This window comes from Allobosea sp. 05T433, from assembly GCF_056396065.1.
The window spans coordinates 254,380-274,094 of record NZ_JBFTKS010000003.1 but is presented as its reverse complement, the minus strand read 5'-3'; the positions used below and the strand labels follow the sequence as shown (position 1 = coordinate 274,094).

25 protein-coding genes are annotated in these 19,715 nt (G+C 66.4%); 11 read left to right on the top strand and 14 right to left on the bottom strand.

Annotation, left to right across the window (positions count from 1 at the left end; all coding sequences use genetic code 11):
* Nucleotides 1–1,107: a sulfite oxidase gene (locus AC1DGP_RS05565; RefSeq protein ID WP_476775173.1), complete on the top strand. Its 1,107-nt coding sequence runs from the start codon at nt 1–3 to the stop codon at nt 1,105–1,107.
* A gap of 24 nt (nt 1,108–1,131) precedes the next feature.
* Here AC1DGP_RS05565 and mtaB read toward each other — a convergent pair whose 3' ends face one another.
* Entirely contained in the window at nt 1,132–2,406 is a 1,275-nt protein-coding gene (mtaB, locus tag AC1DGP_RS05560; RefSeq protein ID WP_476775172.1) for a tRNA (N(6)-L-threonylcarbamoyladenosine(37)-C(2))-methylthiotransferase MtaB, read from the bottom strand.
* Nucleotides 2,406–3,290 carry a diaminopimelate epimerase gene (dapF, locus tag AC1DGP_RS05555; protein WP_476831816.1) on the bottom strand — a complete coding sequence of 295 codons (885 nt, stop codon included), beginning with the start codon at nt 3,288–3,290 and terminating at the stop codon, nt 2,406–2,408. Before dapF ends, mtaB begins: the two co-directional genes overlap by 1 nt.
* 139 nt (nt 3,291–3,429) lie before the next feature.
* On the opposite strand from dapF, the gene AC1DGP_RS05550 reads away from it, so the two are divergent.
* A complete protein-coding gene (locus AC1DGP_RS05550) occupies nt 3,430–4,359 on the top strand; it encodes a GyrI-like domain-containing protein (protein ID WP_476831815.1) in 930 nt (309 codons plus the stop codon).
* Nucleotides 4,360–4,434: 75 nt separating this feature from the next.
* On the opposite strand, the gene AC1DGP_RS05545 is transcribed toward AC1DGP_RS05550, so the two are convergent.
* From AC1DGP_RS05545 to AC1DGP_RS05525, 5 genes are all read right to left on the bottom strand, one after another.
* A complete protein-coding gene (locus AC1DGP_RS05545) occupies nt 4,435–5,493 on the bottom strand; it encodes an MBL fold metallo-hydrolase (RefSeq protein ID WP_476775169.1) in 1,059 nt (352 codons plus the stop codon).
* An 87-nt stretch (nt 5,494–5,580) separates the two neighbouring features.
* On the bottom strand, nt 5,581–6,183 hold the full coding sequence (locus AC1DGP_RS05540) for a class I SAM-dependent methyltransferase (protein ID WP_441505237.1): 603 nt from the start codon (nt 6,181–6,183) through the stop codon (nt 5,581–5,583).
* Nucleotides 6,184–6,200: 17 nt separating this feature from the next.
* Nucleotides 6,201–6,827, bottom strand: coding sequence for a LysE family translocator (locus tag AC1DGP_RS05535; RefSeq protein WP_441505238.1), 627 nt, complete (start codon nt 6,825–6,827; stop codon nt 6,201–6,203).
* A gap of 108 nt (nt 6,828–6,935) precedes the next feature.
* Complete coding sequence (locus AC1DGP_RS05530; protein ID WP_441505239.1) at nt 6,936–7,370, bottom strand: hypothetical protein; 435 nt, start codon at nt 7,368–7,370, stop codon at nt 6,936–6,938.
* A gap of 35 nt (nt 7,371–7,405) precedes the next feature.
* Nucleotides 7,406–8,005 (bottom strand): CAP domain-containing protein, encoded by a 600-nt coding sequence (locus AC1DGP_RS05525; RefSeq protein WP_441505240.1) that lies wholly within the window; start codon nt 8,003–8,005, stop codon nt 7,406–7,408.
* Nucleotides 8,006–8,299: 294 nt separating this feature from the next.
* On the opposite strand from AC1DGP_RS05525, the gene ffh reads away from it, so the two are divergent.
* The 6 genes from ffh to trmD all read left to right on the top strand — a co-directional run bounded on the left by ffh (nt 8,300) and on the right by trmD (nt 12,775).
* The gene (gene ffh, locus AC1DGP_RS05520; protein ID WP_441489442.1) at nt 8,300–9,874 is read left to right on the top strand and encodes a signal recognition particle protein; all 1,575 of its coding nucleotides are present in this window, start codon (nt 8,300–8,302) and stop codon (nt 9,872–9,874) included.
* Nucleotides 9,871–10,404 (top strand): GNAT family N-acetyltransferase, encoded by a 534-nt coding sequence (locus tag AC1DGP_RS05515; protein WP_441489441.1) that lies wholly within the window; start codon nt 9,871–9,873, stop codon nt 10,402–10,404. Before ffh ends, AC1DGP_RS05515 begins: the two co-directional genes overlap by 4 nt.
* A 12-nt stretch (nt 10,405–10,416) precedes the next feature.
* Nucleotides 10,417–10,776, top strand: coding sequence for a 30S ribosomal protein S16 (gene rpsP, locus AC1DGP_RS05510; RefSeq protein WP_043233545.1), 360 nt, complete (start codon nt 10,417–10,419; stop codon nt 10,774–10,776).
* Between the two features lie 112 nt (nt 10,777–10,888).
* Nucleotides 10,889–11,413 carry a ribosome maturation factor RimM gene (rimM, locus tag AC1DGP_RS05505; RefSeq protein ID WP_441505241.1) on the top strand — a complete coding sequence of 175 codons (525 nt, stop codon included), beginning with the start codon at nt 10,889–10,891 and terminating at the stop codon, nt 11,411–11,413.
* Nucleotides 11,397–12,080 (top strand): HAD family hydrolase, encoded by a 684-nt coding sequence (locus AC1DGP_RS05500; RefSeq protein WP_441489439.1) that lies wholly within the window; start codon nt 11,397–11,399, stop codon nt 12,078–12,080. Before rimM ends, AC1DGP_RS05500 begins: the two co-directional genes overlap by 17 nt.
* Nucleotides 12,077–12,775, top strand: coding sequence for a tRNA (guanosine(37)-N1)-methyltransferase TrmD (gene trmD, locus AC1DGP_RS05495; RefSeq protein ID WP_441489438.1), 699 nt, complete (start codon nt 12,077–12,079; stop codon nt 12,773–12,775). The genes AC1DGP_RS05500 and trmD overlap by 4 nt, the downstream gene beginning before the upstream one ends.
* Here the strand turns inward: trmD and AC1DGP_RS05490 are convergent.
* Nucleotides 12,766–13,188 carry a rhodanese-like domain-containing protein gene (locus AC1DGP_RS05490; protein WP_441489437.1) on the bottom strand — a complete coding sequence of 141 codons (423 nt, stop codon included), beginning with the start codon at nt 13,186–13,188 and terminating at the stop codon, nt 12,766–12,768. The genes trmD and AC1DGP_RS05490 overlap by 10 nt on opposite strands.
* A 51-nt stretch (nt 13,189–13,239) precedes the next feature.
* Nucleotides 13,240–14,442 (bottom strand): pyridoxal phosphate-dependent aminotransferase, encoded by a 1,203-nt coding sequence (locus AC1DGP_RS05485; protein ID WP_476831814.1) that lies wholly within the window; start codon nt 14,440–14,442, stop codon nt 13,240–13,242.
* A gap of 249 nt (nt 14,443–14,691) precedes the next feature.
* Here AC1DGP_RS05485 and AC1DGP_RS05480 point away from each other — a divergent pair, with 249 nt between their 5' ends.
* Complete coding sequence (locus tag AC1DGP_RS05480) at nt 14,692–15,504, top strand: transglutaminase-like domain-containing protein (protein ID WP_441505244.1); 813 nt, start codon at nt 14,692–14,694, stop codon at nt 15,502–15,504.
* 17 nt (nt 15,505–15,521) lie between these two features.
* Here the strand turns inward: AC1DGP_RS05480 and AC1DGP_RS05475 are convergent, their stop codons facing one another.
* The 4 genes from AC1DGP_RS05475 to AC1DGP_RS05460 all read right to left on the bottom strand — a co-directional run bounded on the left by AC1DGP_RS05475 (nt 15,522) and on the right by AC1DGP_RS05460 (nt 17,005).
* Entirely contained in the window at nt 15,522–15,722 is a 201-nt protein-coding gene (locus AC1DGP_RS05475; RefSeq protein ID WP_441505245.1) for a hypothetical protein, read from the bottom strand.
* A 73-nt stretch (nt 15,723–15,795) separates the two neighbouring features.
* Nucleotides 15,796–15,930 carry a hypothetical protein gene (locus AC1DGP_RS05470; RefSeq protein WP_280114129.1) on the bottom strand — a complete coding sequence of 45 codons (135 nt, stop codon included), beginning with the start codon at nt 15,928–15,930 and terminating at the stop codon, nt 15,796–15,798.
* Between the two features lie 648 nt (nt 15,931–16,578).
* Nucleotides 16,579–16,809, bottom strand: a complete 231-nt coding sequence (locus AC1DGP_RS05465) for a hypothetical protein (RefSeq protein ID WP_441489434.1) — start codon at nt 16,807–16,809, stop codon at nt 16,579–16,581.
* A gap of 10 nt (nt 16,810–16,819) precedes the next feature.
* Nucleotides 16,820–17,005 (bottom strand): hypothetical protein, encoded by a 186-nt coding sequence (locus AC1DGP_RS05460; RefSeq protein ID WP_441489433.1) that lies wholly within the window; start codon nt 17,003–17,005, stop codon nt 16,820–16,822.
* 133 nt (nt 17,006–17,138) lie between these two features.
* Between AC1DGP_RS05460 and AC1DGP_RS05455 the strand changes: the two genes are divergently transcribed.
* Nucleotides 17,139–17,618: a YaiI/YqxD family protein gene (locus AC1DGP_RS05455; protein ID WP_476775167.1), complete on the top strand. Its 480-nt coding sequence runs from the start codon at nt 17,139–17,141 to the stop codon at nt 17,616–17,618.
* A 60-nt stretch (nt 17,619–17,678) separates the two neighbouring features.
* On the opposite strand, the gene AC1DGP_RS05450 is transcribed toward AC1DGP_RS05455, so the two are convergent.
* Nucleotides 17,679–18,491: a crotonase/enoyl-CoA hydratase family protein gene (locus AC1DGP_RS05450; protein WP_476831813.1), complete on the bottom strand. Its 813-nt coding sequence runs from the start codon at nt 18,489–18,491 to the stop codon at nt 17,679–17,681.
* Nucleotides 18,492–18,632: 141 nt separating this feature from the next.
* Here AC1DGP_RS05450 and AC1DGP_RS05445 point away from each other — a divergent pair, with 141 nt between their 5' ends.
* Nucleotides 18,633–19,607 (top strand): Bug family tripartite tricarboxylate transporter substrate binding protein, encoded by a 975-nt coding sequence (locus AC1DGP_RS05445; protein WP_476775165.1) that lies wholly within the window; start codon nt 18,633–18,635, stop codon nt 19,605–19,607.
* Nucleotides 19,608–19,715: the final 108 nt, after the last annotated feature.

Here is a 19,715-nt window from a genome sequence, read left to right as displayed (position 1 = left end):
TTGCCCCGTCGACTCATCGAACTGCCGCTGCTGCGCCGCCTCAAGCCCGGGCTCTATGTCCATGACGAGGAGGCGCTGAATGCCGAGCCGGCGATCGGGCTGCTCGATACTCCGATCACACCGGTCGATGCTTTCTTCATTCGCGACAATGGCGCCTTGCCTGAGATTGCTGCCCCTGAAGCATGGACGCTGACGCTCGACGGGGAGGTCGAGCGGCCGGCGACCTGGACGCTTCAGGAACTGCAGCGCGAGTTCGAGACCGTCACCGTCACCGCCGTGCTCGAATGCGCCGGCAACGGGCGCGTGCAGTTCTCGCCCAGGACCGACGGGTTGCAATGGCGGCTCGGCGCGGTGGGCTGCGCGCGCTGGACCGGGGTTCGGCTCAAGGACCTGCTGGCTCATGCGGGTTTGCTGCCCAGCGCTGTCTATACGGCGCATTACAGCCCCGACCGTGCGATCAAGGACGAAACCAAGGACGCGCTCTCGCGTGGCCTGCCGATCGCCAAGGCGATGAGCGATGAGACGCTTGTCGCCTTCGCGATGAATGACGAGCCGTTGCCGCGTCTGCATGGCGGACCGCTGCGCATTGTCGCGCCCGGCTTTCCGGGCTCTGCCTGGCAGAAATGGCTGGATCGGATCACCATCCGCCCTCGCGAGCATGACGGCGAGAAAATGCGGGGCACCGATTATCGCATGCCGGTCGTGCCGATGCGCCCGGGTGAAGCGATAGACGAAAGCCTGTTCGCCGTGCTCACCGACATGCCTGTGAAGTCGCTGGTCACGGCGCCCCTTGAGGGCTTCACGGCTGTGGCCGGAACGCCATTCGCGGTTCGCGGCTTTGCCTGGAGCGGAGCGGTCCCGATAGCGGCGATGGACCTATCGTCCGATGGCGGCAAAACCTGGTGCGACGTCGCACTCGAGCCGGCGGAAGGCGCATTCGCCTGGCGCCGTTTCCAGACGATGCTGACCATTGCCGTGGCGGGGCCGGTGACGATTATGGCTCGCGCGCGGGATGTCGAAGGCCGGGTTCAGCCACTCGAGACGCCCTGGAATCCGCGCGGGTACTGCAACAATCAGGTCCACCGCGTAGCCGGAATGGTGCACTGATCGCGCCGTTCTGCGCCTTCGCCGTCAGGCTGCCAGCAGGGCATTGCCATTGGCGCCGGTGGCGCAGGCTTCGACGATCTCTCCGGCCGCCACATCGCGCGCGAAACGGAGCAGCGTGAAATCCTCGGCGCGGCCCGTATTGCCGCGTTCCGTCAGCACACTGAGCGGCCGGCCGATACGGGCCTGCAGATGGCGCGCATGGGCGGCTTGTGCCGCGGCGCGCAGGCGTGCGGCCCGGTCGCTGACGATCTCGCCGGGCAGTTGCGGCATTCGGGCGGCCGGGGTGCCGGGCCGGGCCGAATAGGGGAAGGCGTGAACATAGCTCAGGCCGCATTCGTCGATCAGCGAGAGCGAGCGGGCGAACATCGCCTCATCCTCGGTCGGAAACCCGGCAATGAGATCGGCGCCGAAGACGATGTCGGGGCGCAGCGCCCGCATCTCCGCGCAAAACCGGACGGCGTCTTCGCGGCAATGGCGCCGCTTCATCCGCTTCAGGATGAGGTCGTCGCCGGCCTGGAGCGAGAGATGCAGATGCGGCATCAGCCGCGGTTCGGTCGCAATGGCCTGGCGCAACGCATCGTCGACCTCGACCGCGTCGATCGAGGAGAGGCGCAGGCGCGGCAGGGCGGGCAGGGCGCGCAGGATGGTCTGCACGAGTTCGCCGAGCGTCGGGAGCTCCGGCAGGTCCCGGCCATAGCTCGTCAGGTCGACGCCGGTCAGCACGATTTCGCGGGCGCCATTCTCAACCAGCTTGCGGCACTGGCCGAGGACCGCTGCGACGCCGAGCGAGCGTGAATTGCCCCGGCCATAAGGAATGACACAGAAGGTGCAGCGATGGTCGCAGCCGTTCTGGACCTGAACGAAGGCGCGGGTATGGGCTGCAAAGGCGTTGGGCGACAGCGTCTGCAGCGTGGTCTCGCGCATGATGTCGGAGACGGTCGTCTTGTCCTCGGGATTGACCTCGGCGTCCGAGGCCAGGCTGTTCGAACGGGCGAGCGATATCCAGGTCTCGGCCCGCATCTTTTCGGCGTTGCCGAGGACGCGCGCGGTCTCCGGCATTGCCGCGAAGACGCCGGATTCGACCTGCGCGCCGCATCCGGTCACGATGACGGGCCTGTCAGGCTGTTCGCGCTTGAGACGCCGGACGGCCTGGCGTGCTTGCCGCATGGCCTCCGTCGTCACGGCACAGGAGTTGACGATCGCGACGTTGCCAAGGCCGGCTGCCTCCGCCTGCGTCCTGATTGCCTCGCTCTCGACGATATTGAGGCGACAGCCGAAGGTGACGACTTCGAGCGTCATCAAGTCGCGCTTTCGAACAGCGCCGGCTCGAGCACGCCCTCCCACTCGAACGCGACTGGGCCGGTCATCAGGACATGGTCGTCGCTTGCGCGCCATTCGATGATGAGATCGCCGCCCGGCAAGCTGACCACCGCCTTGCGCGCCGACAATTCGCGCCGCACAGCGGCGACGAGCGCGGCACACGCGCCGGAGCCGCAAGCCTGGGTGATGCCCGCCCCGCGTTCCCAGACGCGCAGCACGATATGGTCGGGAGCCTTCACCGCGGCCAACTCGATATTGGCCCGATCAGGGAAAATCGGGTGGTTTTCGAGCAGCGGCCCGATCTGCTCCAGGTTGAAGGCGTAGGGATCGTCCACGAAGAAGACGGCGTGGGGGTTTCCCATATTGACCGCGCAAGGCGTGTGCAGGATCGGCTCGTCGATCGGCCCGATCTGCAGCTCGAAGCGGCTGGTATCGTGGAACGGATCTGCCAGCGGGATCTCGTCCCAGGCCAGCTTCGGTCGGCCCATGTCGACGGTGAAGACGAGATCGTCGATGCGCGAGGCGGGGAGCAGTCCCGACTTGGTTTCCAGCAGCAGCTCGCTCCGGTTACTGTCACCCATCCGGGGATCGGCCAGCATGGCCCAGGCGACGCAGCGCGTGCCATTGCCGCAAGCGCCGGCTTCCGAGCCGTCCGTGTTGTAGATGCGGATGAAGGCATCCGTGCCGGGCGTGCGCGCATCGTGCAGCACCATTAATTGGTCGAAATGCGCGCGCGGCTCCGCGGCGATGGCACGCGCCTCCGCTTCGCTGACTTTCAGCCTGGTGCCGCGCAGGTCGAGCACGGTGATCTGGTTGGCGAGCCCGTTCATTTTCAGGAACCGGCGATGCGCCAATGCGTTCATTTGGTCACAGGTCCAACAAAGAGCGGCTATATGAGGGAGCTGACGCGAAAAAGCCACCCTTCCAGCCGTTCCTGCGCGCTCACGGACATTCTATGCTGCGGCGCAAGGGCGCGAATCGCTCCTCTCTGTCAGGGCTAAGATGATGCGGCATTTCCGGGTTGGAATTCTGGCTGTCGCAGGCGTGTTCGCCGCCGGCTCCCTCGCCATCGCACAAACCCGGGTGGCTCCGCCCACGCCGGTGGAGGCTGCTCCCCTTGCGCCGCCGCCGGGCGCCGCATCGCCGAGCCCGGCTCCCGTCCAGGCCGTGCCCGTGCAGGTGCCGACACAGGCCCCGGCAGACAGCCTGACGCCCCCGCCCGTGCCGCTACCGGCGCCGCCTGTGACGCCGCCGCCATCGGCGGGCCAGCCGGTGCCAAGCGGGCCGATACCGCAGGGCGCTGCGCCGCCACCTCCCGCGCCGCCTCCGCCTCTGGTCCCTGCCCCGGCCACGCCGGAGGCTCCGCCTGCTCCGCCGCTTCCCGCTCCACCGGTCGCACCGCAGCAGCGGCAGTCGACCGTTGTGCCCGACCCGAACGCGACGCTCGCGGGCAAACCGGGCGACCCGAGCGATGTCGACGAGGTGCAACTGGTGCCTAAGCCGGTGCTCGCGATCTCTGGCCAGTCGAGCTGGGATCAGGGCTTCCAGCGTTTGGTCGAGAGTTTCCGTATCCTGCGCGAGCAGGCCTCACGATCGGCGCTTTCGGTCGCCGGCCGGCCGCTGACGCTCTTCATCGAGACGGACGATAGCGGCTTCCGCTTCGAGGCGATGCTGCCTGTGGACCGGGCGCCGGACGGTGCGGTGCCGCTCGCCAATGGCGTGCGGTCGAGCACGAGCCCGGCTGGGCTCTCGCTGCGTTTCGTGCATACGGCGCCCTATGACGACATCGATTCCACCTATGAGACGATCACGGCCTATCTCGAGGCCAAGAACATCAAGGTGAAGGACGCCTTCCTCGAGGAATATGTCACCGATCTCAAGGACCCGGGCGATCCGAACCTCGAGATCAACGTCTACGTGCAACCGCAATAGGCTTCGGCTTTAGCGAGCACCTTGCTTCGGCCGGCAGCTCTCAGCCGGTCGCGATGTGCCGCCAGCAGATCGTCCTCAGGCGTTCCAGCTCAGTCCGGGGCGCATCGGCCGAAAGCGCTCCTCGGGCAGGTTCGCTTGCGCAAGGGCGAGCTTCAGGGCTTCGGGCGGACGCTCGATGCCTTCGTCGGTCAGTTGGAATGTGCCCCAGTGGTGTCCGAGCGCCTGCTCGGCGCGTAGCGAGAGCATGACCCTGACGGCTTCTTCCGGATTCATGTGGTTGTCGCCCATGAACCAGCGCGGCTCGTAAGCGCCGATCGGCAGCACAGCCAGGCGGAACGGGCCATGCTCGGCACCGAGCCGCTCGTAGAGCGAGCCATCGTGATAGCCGGTATCGCCGATATGGAAGACCTTGCCCAGTGGGGTTTCGATGACGAAGGAGCACCAGAGCGCCATGCGGCGGTCGAGCGTGCCGCGCGCCGACCAGTGATAGGTCGGAACCAATGTCGCGGTGACGGCGTCGGACAGGGCGACCTTCGCTTTCCAGTCATAGGCCTCGGCGTGGATGGCGGGATTGCGGGCGCGGATGATCGTGTCGTTGCCGAGCGGCATGATCATGCGCGGCTTGTCGCGCCGGTGGAGCGCGTCGAGTGCCGCGAGGTCGAGATGGTCGTAATGATTATGCGTGATCAGCACGACATCGATCTTCGGCAGGTCGTCGAAGGCGACGCCCGGAGCGTTCACGCGTCGTGGGCCAGCGAAGGAGAAGGGGCTGGCGCGCTCGGAATAGACCGGGTCGACCAGCACATTGAGCCCGGCGATCTGGTAGAGGAACGAGGCGTGGCCGAGATGGACGATGCGCAGGCCCTCGACACGCGCAGGTGGCTTGTCCTGCGTCGGGGCCGGGTAATGCGCCGGAAAGGCCTCACGCTCGCGCTTCGAGGTCTGCCATCTCAGGACGTCGAGCAGGCCCTTGTTGACCGGCCGGCCATCGGTGAAGCGCAGTCCGTCGAAATTCTCGCTGACCGGCCCTTGGTAATAGGGGTTGCGCGAGCGTGAGAATGCGGCCCAGGCCATGCCAGTCGAGCTGAGCAAAGCGGAGACACCGAGAAGAGAGAGGAGTTTGCGGCGGTTCATGGCGGGAGAAGTGGGGCCTGTTGCGGCGGGATCAAGCCCTGCGATCCTGCCCCGGAAAGAGGGCCCCGCCCACAGGAAACCGCATCGTCACGGCATCTTGAACGCTGTGACATGCAGCCAATCGGTGGGCTCGCGGTCATAGCCGCTCCCGATTTCCTCGACGATGTCGAGCCTGGACCAGCGCCCAGTGCCGTACGCGCCGCGCAGCCATTCGGGCGACGGGTAGTTGAAATAGCGGCCGAAGCGGTCGCGGCCGTCCTGCTCTCCAGCCTTGAAGCTGGCATAGAAGACGCCGCCAGGTTTCAGCGCGGCATGCACGCGTGCGATCATGGCAGGCAGGGCCGCACGGGGGACGTGGAGCAGGCAGGCATTGGCCCAGATTCCGTCAAAGGCCTCATGCTCGGCGAGGTCCTCGAACAGGAGGACAGCCACCGGACGACCGAGGCGGCGCTCTGCCTGTGCCGCGAGTTCTGGAGAGCCATCGGTCGGCAAGACGTCGAAGCCCTGCGCCAGCAGCGCCTCGCTGTCCTGTCCGGCGCCGCATCCAAGTTCGAGCACGCGTCCGCCGGGCGGCAGCAACGACATGAAGCCCTGAAGCTTCGCGCGGCTCGCCGCCTGGCCGCGCGACGCATAGGCTTCGGCCTCGCTCGCGTAGAAATCGAGCGTGTGGCTGTCCTTGCCGTCGCGCATGCTGGCTCTGCCCATTATCAGTGGTTGCCCGAGCGTATCGCCACGGTCGCGATGCCGGCACCGATCAGGAGCGTTCCGCCAGCCTTGTTGAACAGGCCGATCGCACGCGGATTGCTGACCACCGAACGGGCACGCGAGGCGATCAGCGCGTAGCCCAATGCATTGGCGAAGGCGAGCGTGATGAAGGTTGCCTCGAAGATCAGCATCTGTGTCCAGAAATCGGCCTTGGCGTCGAGAAACTGCGGCAGGAAGGCGACGAAGAAGGTGATGCTCTTCGGGTTGAGAGCTGTCACCAGCCAGGCATGGCCGAGCATCTTCAAGGCCGAGGCAGCATCCTTGCGGGGTTCGGCATTCAGGCTGCCGCCGGCGCGGAAGAGTTTCACGCCGAGATAGACGAGATAGGCTGCGCCAACCCATTTCAGCGCGGTGAACACAGTCGCCGAGGCTGCCAGCAAAGCGCCGACCCCGAGCATCGAGAGCGTCATTGCGGTGAAATCGCCGAGCGCGACGCCGACTGCCATCGGGAAGGCGGTGCGCCAGCCCTGGCCCAGGGCATAGGACATCACGAGCAGGATCGTGGGGCCCGGGATAACGAGCAGGACGGCGGTTGCGGCCGCGAAGGCGGCCCAGGCTTCGAAGGTCATGGCGAGGCTCCCGAGGTTGCAGCCCGAGCAATCCCGAGGCGCGAGACTTTGTAAAGAGGCCGCCGCAGCCTCAGCCGCCGCGGCCGCTACGAGGCGCGTAATGCGGCCTCAGCGACGAGCGCTCGAGATGAATTTGCACATCGCCGCGCGGGTGCCGCCTTCCTCCGCGATCTGTCCCGGCTGCACGGTGAAGACGATGTCGACCCGCGTACCCTTGCCGCTCGGGCGCGCGGTCACGCGAAGCGTTTGCGGGCGGCCGGATCCGGTCACTTCCTGGAGGGCGGAAATCGTGCCGAGTGATTTGTCGACCTGGATGCCGTCGAAGCCGTCGGCCGCCACGGCCCTGGCAAGCGCGGGCAGCACCACGGCCGGCGCCCGGTTGGGGATGAGATCCCAGGTCCGGTAGGTGAGGGCGGTGAGCATCGGAACACCGGCCGATTTGAAGTTGCTGGCGCAGGGTTGGGCCTGAGCTTGAGCCTGGGACAGGCCGACAAACAGGGAGGCTGCCGCAAGGGCGATCAATTTCGGCGCAGCGTAAGGCATCTCGCAATCCGTATTCAAAAGGGGGGACGCGACAACTACCGCCCTGCAATCTGCCTGTCACCTTCAGCGCGAACCCTGCGTAAACTTTCCACCGGAACGAGCGGCCCGGCGTCTACCGTCCTACGGGGCTGCGGGTCAGCTGCGACAACCAGGGCCCAATAGGCGCGGTACTGAGTGCGTGGGTCCTTTGCCAGCGCAATGCCGAAGCGCGTCGCCTCGGGCATGCGCAAATTCGCGTCATGTCCCGACGATTGACGCCACCCCGCAAAAGCCTCCTCGGTTGAATAGTAGCCGCCTCCCAGATTCTCGGCTGCACGGCCCGTATTCAGCCCGGCCGCGTGCACGCGGGCCGTGAAGTTGCCGCCGACATCGTGCGAGAGCGCGTTGCCGGCGACCATCGCGTCGGCCTGGCGCTGGGCCATCGCCGTCAACGCGGGGTCGAGCCGCACGGGGCCGAGGCCGAGACTGGCGCGATAGTTGTTCAGGATTCGCGTTGCTGCGGCGCGGTCGACCTGTACCGCGGCCAGCTTCTCGGCGGATTTCGGATTGATGGGGCCCGTGCGCAGTGGTTCGGTGGCGCAGCCAGCGGTCAGGAGGGCGGTGGCGAGAAGGGCGGCAGCAGCGGTTCGGGTCATGCGATCAGGACGATTCTGTTGTTGATCGGGTCAGATCAGCTAGCGGTCAATCGCGGCGAGATTGCCACCATGCGTCCGCAATCTTGACTTTCGCCACATTCTGACGCTTTAACCCCAGCATTCGTTTCRCCGACATCGACGAGACCGCATCCGCCGACCGGGCCGCTCGCATGAGCCATGAGAGCCCGGAGGTCAACGCCCGACAGCGCGTCTGCGCCCTCGGGCGCGAAACCGCTTGGGGGTGATGTCCGTTCTGTTGGATGAAAGAGCCGTACAAAACCGACAAGGGGCCGCATGTTCGGCACATTGAGCGACAGACTCTCCGGCATCCTCTCGGGCCTGACCCGCAGGGGCTCGCTGACCGAGGACGACGTCAACGCAGCCCTGCGCGAGGTTCGCCGCGCGCTGCTGGAGGCGGATGTCGCGCTCGAGGTCGTGCGCAGTTTCACCGACAAGGTACGTGAGCGCGCGGTCGGCGCCGAGGTTCTGAAATCGGTCACGCCCGGCCAGCAGGTCATCAAGATCGTCAACGACGTCCTGATCGACACCCTTGGCGGCGAGGGCGAAGGCATCACGCTCGATTCGGTGCCGCCGGTGCCGATCCTGATGGTCGGCCTGCAGGGCTCGGGCAAGACGACCTCGACCGCCAAGATCGCCAAGCGCCTCAGCGACCGGCACAAGAAGCGGGTGCTGATGGCCTCGCTCGACACGCGCCGCCCCGCTGCCATGGAGCAGTTGGCTATCCTCGGCCAGCAGGTCGGTGTTGATACACTGCCCATCGTCGCCGGCCAGTCGGCCGTCCAGATCGCGCGCCGCGCGATCGAGGCCGGCAAGCTCGGCGGCTTCGATGTCGTCATGCTCGACACCGCCGGTCGCGTCACGCTCGACGAGGCGCTGATGGCGGAAGTCGCCGATGTGAAGGCTGCGACGAACCCGCATGAGGTGCTGCTCGTCGCCGACGCGCTGACCGGCCAGGACGCGGTCAATACGGCGCGTGCCTTCGACGCGCGCGTTGGGCTCACCGGCATCGTGCTGACCCGTATGGATGGCGATTCGCGCGGTGGCGCGGCGCTCTCGATGCGTGCCGTCACCGGTAAGCCGATCAAGCTGGTCGGCACGGGCGAAAAGACCGATGCCCTCGAGGATTTCCATCCCTCGCGGGTCGCCAATCGTATCCTCGGCATGGGCGACATCGTTTCGCTCGTCGAGAAGGCGGCCGAGACGATCGATGCCGAGCAGGCGCAGGCCGTCGCCCAGCGCATGGCAAAGGGCAATTTCGATCTCTCCGACATGCGCACGCAGTTGCAGCAGATGGAGAAGATGGGCGGGCTCGGCGGCATCATGGGTATGCTGCCCGGGATGAAGCAGGCTCAGAGCCAGCTCGCCAGTTCTGGCGTGGGCGACCAGATGTTCAAGCGCATGATCGCGGCGATCGACTCGATGACGCCGGCCGAACGCAAGAACCCCGACCTTCTCAAGAACAGCCGCAAGAAGCGCATCGCGGCAGGGTCAGGTACCTCGGCAGAGTCGATCAACAAGTTGCTCAAGATGCACCGCGGTATGGCCGACGCAATGAAGGCGATGTCGAAGCAGAAGGGCGGCATGCTCGGCAAGCTTGGCCAGATGTTCGGCATGGGCGGCGGCGGATTGCCGCCGGGCATGCCTGATCCGTCCAAGATGGACCCGGCCCAGCTCGCGGATCTGCAGAAGCAGCTCGGCGCTGGCGGCGGGCTGCCTTCGCTGCCGCCGGGCGGTTTCCCCGGCCTGCCCAAGGGCGTGACGCCGCCCGCCGGCATGATGCCGAAACTGCCCGGATTGGGCGGCCTGCCTGGTCTCGGCGGCAATCCGTTCGGCGGGAAGAAGAAGTGATCCCCGTCCTCGAGACCGAGCGCCTGGTGATGCGCGGCTGGGCCAAGGGCGATTTCGATCGCGTGGCCGCGTTCCTGGGCGACGAGCAGCTGACCCGTTTCGTCGGTGGCGCCAGCGGGCGCGAGGATTCGTGGCGTCGCTTTGCCAGCATGGCCGGCCATTGGTCCCTGCTGGGTTTCGGTCTCTGGGCCCTCGAGGCCAAGGAAGACAGCCGGCTCGTCGGCTGGTGTGGGCTGCTCTCGCCGGAAGGCTGGCCCGAGCCGGAGATCGGCTGGAGCCTTTTCGCCGGTGAGCATGGGCGCGGCTACGCGACCGAAGCTGCGCTGCGCGCTCGTGACTATGCCTATCGTGACTTGGGTTGGACGACGCTGATGAGCTTCATCCACCCCGACAATCGACCCTCGATCCAGGTTGCCGAGCGTCTCGGCGCCAGATTCGAGAAACCCTTCGTGATCCGTGGCTGGGAGGTCGGCATCTACCGGCATCCGGCTGCCGAGCCTGCGAAACAGAAGCCTGCAAACCTGAACTGACTGGAGATTATCATGTCCCTGAAGATCCGCCTCACCCGCGGCGGCGCCAAGAAGCGCCCCTATTACCGCATCGTCGTCGCTGACGCCCGTTCGCCGCGCGATGGCCGCTTCATCGAGAAGATCGGCGCCTATGATCCGATGAAGGCGAAGGATTCGCCGGAGCGCGTCGTGCTCGACCTCGAGAAGGCCAAGGCCTGGCTCGCCAAGGGCGCCCAGCCGACCGATCGCGTCCTGCGTTTCCTCGACGCTGCTGGCCTGCTGAAGCGTCCGGCCCGCAACAACCCGGCGAAGGCCGTTCCCGGCGAGAAGGCCAAGGAGCGCGCCGAGAAGAAGGCCGAGAAGGCCGCTGCTCCGGCTGAAGCTGCTGAGTGAACCTTTTGAGACGCGGCCGCCTTTCGGGGCGGCCGCGCCGATTTCTTCCTTTACTCCTTGGTGATTATGGGTTCCGGGCTGCTCGCTTCGCGGTGACCCGGAATGGCGTTTGATGGCTGATAACGAACTCGTCCTGCTCGGCATCGTCGGGGCGCCGCATGGCGTCAAAGGCGAGGTGCGGATCAAGGCCTTCACGGCCGATCCGCTCGATATCGCGGCCTATGGCGCGCTGATCGACGATCACGGCCGCCGTTTCGAAATCGCGGAGATCAGGCCCGCCAAGGAAGTGGTCATTGCCCGCCTGAAGGGCGTGACCAGCCGCGAGGCGGCCGAAACCCTGACTGGGCTCAAGCTCCATACCGAGCGAGCAAACCTGCCGCCGGCCGATGATGAGGACGAGTTCCTCCAGGCCGATCTGGTCGGCTGTTCCGTGGTCGGGCCGCAAGGCGAGCCTCTCGGCGAGGTCACGTCCGTCGACAATTATGGCGCCGGCGACCTGCTTGACATCCGCACTCCGGATGGCCGCTCCGTGCTGATGCCGTTCACCAAGGCCTTCACACCCCGAATCGACATTGCAGCGCGACGCATCGAAGCGGACCCTCCGGCCGGATTGTTTGAGGATGTCGATGACAAGTGAGACCTCGATCCGCGCCCTGATCTTCGACATGGATGGCACCATCGTCGACAACATGCGCTTCCACGATGATGCCTGGGAGGCGTGGCACAAGACCGAGAACCTCGCCTTCGACCGGGCAAGCTTCTTCAGCCGCACCGCCGGCAAGGCCAATCTCGAAATCCTTTCTGCCTATTTCCCAGAGGCTGAGGATGCTGAGCTCGAAGCGCGCGGCCTGCGCAAGGAAGAACTCTATCGCGCGGCCTATCGCCCCCATGTCGCGGCGTTGTCGGGGCTGCTCGATCTGATGGCGCGAGCCGAGACTGCCGGGATTCCGATGGCGGTCGCTTCCGCTGCGCCGCCGGCCAATATCGACCTCGTGCTCGATACGCTTGGTCTGCGCTCGCGCTTCGCCACGATCGTCTCCCCATCGCAGGGGTTTCGGGGCAAGCCGCATCCCGACATGTTCCTGGCGGCCGCCGAGCGCATGGGCGTGGTTCCCGAAAGCTGCCTCGTCTTCGAGGACGCGCCGCTGGGCGTCGAGGCCGCGAAGCGTGCCGGCATGCGGGCCGTCGCGATCCTGACGATGCTCGAGGCGGGGGCCTTCTCCGGCTTCGACAATGTCATCGGCAGTGCCAGGGATTTCGCAGCGCTGGACGGGCATCCGTCGCTGCGCTTTGCTTCGGCATGAGCTTTCGCGCCTCGATCCTGACCCTCTATCCCGAGATGTTTCCCGGCCCGCTCGGTGCTTCCCTGGCGGGGGAGGGATTGCGCAAGGGATTGTGGCAGCTCGATACCCACCAGATCCGCGACCACGGCATCGGCCGTCATCGCAATGTCGACGACAACCCGGCTGGCGGCGGTGCTGGCATGGTGCTGCGCTGCGACGTGCTGGCAGCTGCGATCGATGCGGCGGTTCCGGTCGACGATCCAAGACCGCGCCTGCTGATGTCCCCGCGCGGGCGCAGGCTGGATCAGCGCCAGGTCCGCGATTGGGTGGCCGGCGATGGCGTCGTCATCGTCTGCGGGCGCTTCGAGGGCGTGGATGAACGGGTGATCGAGGGGCGCGGCCTGACCGAGGTCTCGATCGGCGACTACATCCTCTCCGGCGGCGAGATGGCGGCGATGGTGCTGCTGGATGCTTGCGTGCGCCTGATTCCCGGCGTGATGGGCAAGGAAGCCTCCGGTTCGGAGGAGAGTTTCGAGAACGGCCTGCTCGAATATCCGCACTATACGCGCCCGCGCGAGTGGGAGGGCAGGGGGCTGCCCGAGGCGCTGCTGTCGGGAGACCACGCTCGCATCGCCCGCTGGCGGCGCGAGCAGGCTGAGGCGATCACGCGCGAAAGGCGGCCGGACCTGCTTTCGGGCCGCAGATCTCAGGGATAGGCCGTCACCGGCAACTGCTCGGCCAGCCAACCCTTGTCGCCGGGATTGCCGAGCAGGCCGCCGCGGACATCGACAATGTCACGCCAGCCGCGGCCGGCGAGCTTGCGCTGCAGCGAGCTGCTGCGGTTTCCAGTACGGCAGATCAGCGCGATGGTCTTGCCGGGATTCTCGAGCCGTAGCGCGGCAAGCCGCGCCTCGAAGGCGCTGGCCTCCATATCCAACCTGATGGCGCCGACCGGCACGCCGGTATCGGCCCATTCCTCTGGTGTCCGGATATCGACGAGAATCAGCGTGCCGGCCTTGGCTCCGTCATAGGCCTGCCGCACGGAGAGCGACGGAGGCCCAGATTGCGCCACGGCCGCCCCCGCGAGGAGCGGGGCGGCCGTCAGGATCAGAAAGGAGCGGCGGTTCATGCCGCAAGCGCTAGCCGAGTGGCGCGCCCGCGGCAATTCACGATCGCTGGCTCAGCGCAGCTCGGCGCAGAAGCGCTGGATGCGGCGGCAGGCTTCTTCCAGCTTCTCGTCCGAGGTGGCGTAGGAGATGCGGAAATTGGGCCCAAGGCCGAAGGAGGAGCCGTGGACGGCCGCGACGGCTTCCGTCTCGAGCAGGCCCATGACGAGGTCTTCGTCGGTCTCGATCACCTTGCCGTTCGGCAGCTTCTTGCCAATCAGCGCCGTGCAATCGGGATAGACGTAGAACGCGCCTTCCGGCGTCGGGCACTTGAGGCCGCGCGTCTGGTTCAGCATCGAGACCACGAGATCGCGGCGACGCTCGAAGGCCTTCCGGAAGACCGGAATGTGCTCCTGCGTACCGTCGAGCGCCTCGACCGCCGCCCATTGCGAAATCGCCGAGGTGCCGGAGGTCTGCTGGCCCTGGACGAGGTCCATGGCGTTCATCAGATGCTGCGGGCCGGCAGCGTAGCCGATGCGCCAGCCGGTCATGGCGTAGGATTTCGAGACGCCGTTCATGGTCAGCGTGCGCTCGTAGAGACCGGGTTCGACCTGAGCGGGCGTGACGAACTGGAAGTCGCCATAGACCAGGTGCTCGTACATGTCGTCGGTCAGCACCCAGACATGAGGATGGCGCATCAGGACATCCGTGAGCTTCTTCATCTCGGCATGGCTATAGGCGGCGCCCGACGGGTTCGAAGGCGAGTTCAGGATGACCCACTTGGTCCTGGGGGTGATCGCTTTCTCGAGATCCTCCGGCTGGAGCTTGAACTCGTTCTCGATGCGGGTCTCGGCGAAGGTCGGCGTGCCGCCGCAGAGCGCAACCATCTCGGGATAGCTGACCCAGTAGGGCGAGATGCAGACGACCTCGTCGCCGGGGTTCAGGGTGGCGAGGAGCGCGTTGTAGATGACATGCTTGCCGCCGGTGGAGACGATCGTCTGGCTCGGCTTGTAGTCGAGGCCGTTCTCGCGCTTCAGCTTGCGGGTAATCGCCTCGCGCAGCTGCGGAATGCCGGAGACCGGCGTGTACTTCGTCTCGCCGCGCCTGATCGCGGCGATGGCGGCTTCCTTGATATTATCGGGCGTGTCGAAGTCCGGCTCGCCGACCGAAAGCGAGATCACGTCCTTGCCCTGGGCTTTCAGATCGCGCGCCTTCTGCGTGATGGTGATGGTCGCGGACGGCTTCACGCGCTTCAGGGCATCGGCAAGAAAGGCCATGATCGATCTCCGGCGGAGCTTTCGGATAGCGCCACATGGCGCGCGCGTGGTTTAGGGCGCGCGAGCCGGCACCGCAAGCAAGAGTGCGTCATGGCTGGCAGCAGCAATGTGAATGATGCGCCTCGCACGGGCTGGCGAGGGAGGGCCACGCCCATCAGTGCCATCCCGGCCCGAAAGGTGCATGGTGCCGGACGCCCCTTTGGGGGCGCAACCAGTGACCAGCGCGGAGTGTCGCGCAGAAGGCATCACGTGAAACTCAGGATCGGCTACGAGCTCGATTACGACTTTCCGCAACCAACCCCCATGATCCTGATGCTGCATGTGCATTTCAGCCGGGTGTCCGAGCTGGACGAGCCTGACCACATGCGCCTGGATCCACCGGTCCGCGTCAGCGCTTATCGCGACGGTTTCGGCAATTGGTGCAGCCGGCTGGTGGCGCCGCAAGGGCGCGTGCGAATCTCGGCCGATGCCGTGATCAACGACAGCGGACTGCCTGAAACGCTCCGCCACGACGCAGGGCAGGTCCCGGTCGAGCTGTTGCCGGAGGAGTGCCTGGTCTTTCTGCTCGCCAGTCGCTTCTGCGACAGCGACCGCTTGCTCGATCTGGCCTGGCAGCTCTTCGGCCATGTGCTGCCGGGCGCGCCGCGTGTGCAGGCGATCTGCGACTTCGTGCACCAGCGCATCGCCTTCGACTACAATGATGCGAGCGTGACGCGGACGGCGTCGGAGGCCTATCGCGAGGGGCGTGGCGTTTGCCGCGACTATGCGCATCTCGCGATCGCGTTCTGCCGGGCGATGAACATCCCGGCGCGTTATTGCACGTGCTATCTCGGCGACGTCGGCACGCCTCCCCCGTTTCCGCCGGGCGATTTCGCAGCGTCCTTCGAGGCTTACCTGAGCAGTGGCTGGGAGATGTTCGACCCGCGCAATAACGTGCCGCGGATCGGCCGGGTGCTGATCGCGCGCGGCCGCGACGCGGCTGATGTCGCCATCACGACCACCTTCGGGCCGAACACGCTGGTCGGTTTCAGGGTCTGGACCGACGAAGTCATCGAGGCCTGACGAGCAGGTCCCCGGAGCTATTCGTCGAAGAGCCGGGCTGCGCCCTGCTTCTTCGCCCGGACGGGCTTCTGCTGAGGCAGCTCCTGTGCCGCTGCCTCAGCACTGCTGGAGCCAGCCGCCAGTGCCCCGGCCTTGGCTGATGCGGGCTGAGCGGAGGCTGCCGACGGCGCAGTGAGTTTCGCCGCCGCCTCCGGTTCGATCGTCCTGAAGCGTATCATCTGTGTCCTGTCGGCGGTGCGTTGCGGTCGGGAAAAGCCGGCCCTGCGAGGCAGGGCAGCGGCTGCCGGCGCCTCACTTCTTCTTTTGCGGAGCCGCGGCCTTTGCGACCACGGCAGCGAAGGTCGAAGGGGCCGCTGCCGAGACCTTCGGCTTGTCCTTCTTCGGCTTCTTGGCTTCGCGGTTGCCGCGTTGTTCACCCTTTGCCATCGTCTCATTCCTCGCTTCGAGGGGCGCGGGCTGCGCCCCTTCTCAGGTCAACGGGCAGATCGGCAGTCCTGGTCGGATACCGACATACTCGGAGTGGTTGCGCGAAAGCGGCGCTGTGCAGTGAAACTCGTGCTGTCTTCGGTCATTCTGCGGCCGGCTTTCGGCTGCCGCGGTCGGCCCGGGCGGTAGCCGGACTCTGTCACATCGAAGCAGAGTTCGAGCCTAGGCCAGCGCCGGCCGAAGTGCACGCGGTTTCTCGGGATATCTCGCGTCGCCCGGTTGATGCTTGGGCGACATCATCATGCGCCTCCGCCATGCGCCGGCGCCGCGTAATCGTTGCGACGCTTCCCGTGCTCCAGCGCGGACGGCCCCAGCAGGGAAAGCCGCGACGATTCAGCCGCCGGGCGATATCGCCGGGATCGTCGATGCCGACCTCGACGAGTTGATCGATCAGCGCCCCGGCTGCTGCGAGGAAGATGGCGTAGAGTTCCCTTTCAAGTCGCCGGTCCATCGGCCGTTGCAGGTTCTTTCGGTCGGCCGCTTCAACGGTCGAGATGTGGTCCCAAAGGGAATGGCCGGTGTCATGAAGCAAGCGGCCGGGCTTGCGCCCGGCCGAAGCAGATACGGCATCGTCAGACTGGATCAGGATCAGCGTACTCCCATGCCGAAGCTGGGCTCGACCGCGTTGGGCGAGAGCATCACCGCGTTGGGATGGCCGCCCTCGAACATGGCGAAGCGGACCGCATCCTTCTTCTCGCGAAAAATGCCTTCAGACTGGCCTTCGAGGTCGCGGGCGACCCAGAAACCGTGCTTCGACTGCCCGACAAGGAAGAGATGGCTCGCTCCTTCGAGCGGCTGGACCGGCGTGGATTGTCCCATGTCGCAGCGCTCAATTCGGCAGGAACAGCCAGGCGCGCAGGCCGATGAAGCCGGCGGCCGCGAGCGCAAAGCAGGCCAGTGCAGCAAGCTCTGCCGCGAGCAGGCCGGTCGCCGGCCGCTTCTTCGCCACAGTGCGATAGACCGCGCGGGCGCGGCGCTGGTGAGAGGTATGGGCGTAGGCGGTATCAGTCGTCATCTCGACCTCCATCGATGGTCGAGATGTAGGTCCGCTCCCGCTAAGCTTGCGATGTGGAAGACGCGCTGCCGCATAAGGCCGGCATAAAGCCGTCCTTGCATGCCCTGCCGTTCCCTGCGATGCGCTGACCCCCATGGAACCAAGCCCCAGCACCATCGCGATCTATGTCGATGCCGACGCCTGTCCGGTGAAGCCGGAGGTGTATCGCGTGGCCGAGCGGCATGGGCTCAAGGTCTTCGTTGTCGCCAACAGCTTCATGATGGTGCCGCGGGAGAGCTGGATCGAACGGGTGATCGTATCCGACGGGTTCGATGCTGCCGATAACTGGATTGCCGAGCGGGTGGCGCGCGGTGCGATCGTCATCACCTCCGACATCCCGCTTGCCGATCGCTGCATCAAGGCCGGAGCCGATGTCATCGGGCCGACAGGCAAACCCTTCACCGAAGCCTCGATCGGCATGGCGCTGGCGACGCGCGACATGATGGAGGATCTGCGTGCCGCCGGGGCGGTGACCGGCGGGCCGAAACCCTTCTCGCAGAAGGACCGGTCAGCCTTCCTGCAGGCACTCGACGTCGCGGTGCAGCGGCTGAAGCGGGCGGGGTTCGGCGAGTAGGGCCTGGCGACCGAGCTGAAACCGCGTGCCATTCCGGCCCGGCCGAGACAGAGGCAGCCTTCAAATATCCTCGAAGTCGCCGCCACGCCCCTTGCCGCCGGCGAAGCGTCCGGCTCCGGCCGCACCTTCCTTGACGATGGTCTCGACGGCTCCAGCCCATTCCCGCGCCAGCGCCTCGCGGACGCCGAGGCCGTGCCCGGCAATCGCGTTGCGGCGGTCGGCCAGCATGGCGCCCTGTGGGAAGCGGACGATCTGCTGCGCCATTGCCTCGGCGGCGGCGCGGGCTTCTCCGCGCGGGACCACTGTCTCGCAGAGCCCGATCCGCAGGGCTTCGTCGGCTGCGACCTTGCGCCCGGTCATGATGATCTCGAGCGCACGGCCCTGGCCGACAAGGCGGGGCAGGCGCACCGTGCCGCCGTCGATCAACGGGATACCCCAGCGCCGACAATAGACGCCGAAATAGGCGTCCTGGGCCATGATCCGGACATCGCACCAAAGTGCGAGTTCCATCCCGCCAGCGACGGCCGGGCCCTCGATGGCGGCAATCACGGGCTTGCCCATCTCCAGCCGCGAGGGGCCCATCGGGCCGCGTGGGGCCGGGCCACCGCCGTGGGGAAAAGCCAGTCCCTCGACGATCTCCGTGCGGAAGCGCTCTGCATCGGTGAAGGCCTGCGCATATTTCAGGTCCCAGCCGGCGCAGAAGGCGCCGCCTTCGCCCCAGAACACGATCGCGCCGGTTTCAGGATCGGCGTCGAGTTCGCGGAAGGCGGCCGTCAGCGCTTCGGCGCTGTCGGGATCCATCGCGTTGCGGGCCTCGATGCGGCTGTGGATGACGGTCGCGACCTTACCGTCGCGTTCGATGCGGATGGTCATGGGCGGCTCGTTCCCCGTTGCTCGCTGAGCGCAGGCTACAGCCTCCCGTGGCGCCGGCACCTGCCGCTGGACGCATGGCGCCTTTGCCCGTAATTCTCGCGGCAAGCCCAGTCTCCAAATCGGGCACCCCGGAGGACTTTCATGTCGCTGACCCGCCGCACCACGCTCGGCATCATTGCCGGTGCCGCCTTTGCTCCGGCCATCGTTCGGGCGCAGACGTTTCCGTCGAAGCCGATCACGCTGGTCGTTCCCTATCCGGCGGGTGGACCGACCGACGCCATTGCCCGCTTCGTCGCGCAGGATCTCTCGACCTCGATCGGCCAGAACGTGCTGGTCGACAACCGTGCCGGTGCATCGGGGGCGGTTGGCACGCGCGCCGTGGCCAAGGCGGAACCGGACGGCTACACCTTCATCTTCGGCAACAACCAGACGCATGGGAACAACATGTTCCTGCTGAAGGAGCCCGGCTACGATGCGGTGAAGGATTTTGCGCCGCTCTGCGGCGTGGGCGCCTTCGAGCACGCCTTCGTCGTCCGCAACGACCTGCCGGCCAAGACCATTGCCGAGCTGATCGCGCTGGCCAAGGCGGATCCCGACAAGCTGAACTACGGCTCCACCGGCGTCGGCTCCGGCTCGCATCTGGCGATGGAGCTGTTCATGCAGCGCACCGGCATCAAGATGACGCATGTGCCCTTCCGCGGCGCCGCGCCGCTGGTGCAGGAGATCATCGGCGGGCGCATCGACATCGCCAATTCGACGCTGCCGAGCGTGCTGGAGCAGATCAACGCCGGCAGCATGCGCGCGCTGGCTTTGGCGAGCCCGGAGCGGAATCCGCGCGCCAAGGATATCCCCACCCTGCGCGAGCAGGGGGTCAGCAATGCCGACGCCGATTCCTGGGCGGCATTCTTCGCACCTGCCGCGGTTCCGCAACCGATCCTGGACACGTTCTCGAAGGCAGTCATGGCCTCGATCGCCAAGCCTGCCATAACCGAGGCGATCCTCAAGCTCGGCTTCACACTGAAGGTGCGCGATCCCGCCGCGTTCAAGCCCTATCACCTCCAGGAGATCGCGACCTGGAAGCAGATCATCGCCGATGCCGGCGTGAAGCCGGAATAACCGGCGTTATCGTTCAGTCCGCCTCCGTCATTCCGGGCATGTGGCCTGGCCGCTCGAGCCCCGAATCCGTCGTGCATCCCATGACGGATCCGGGCTGGCGGCGTCGCT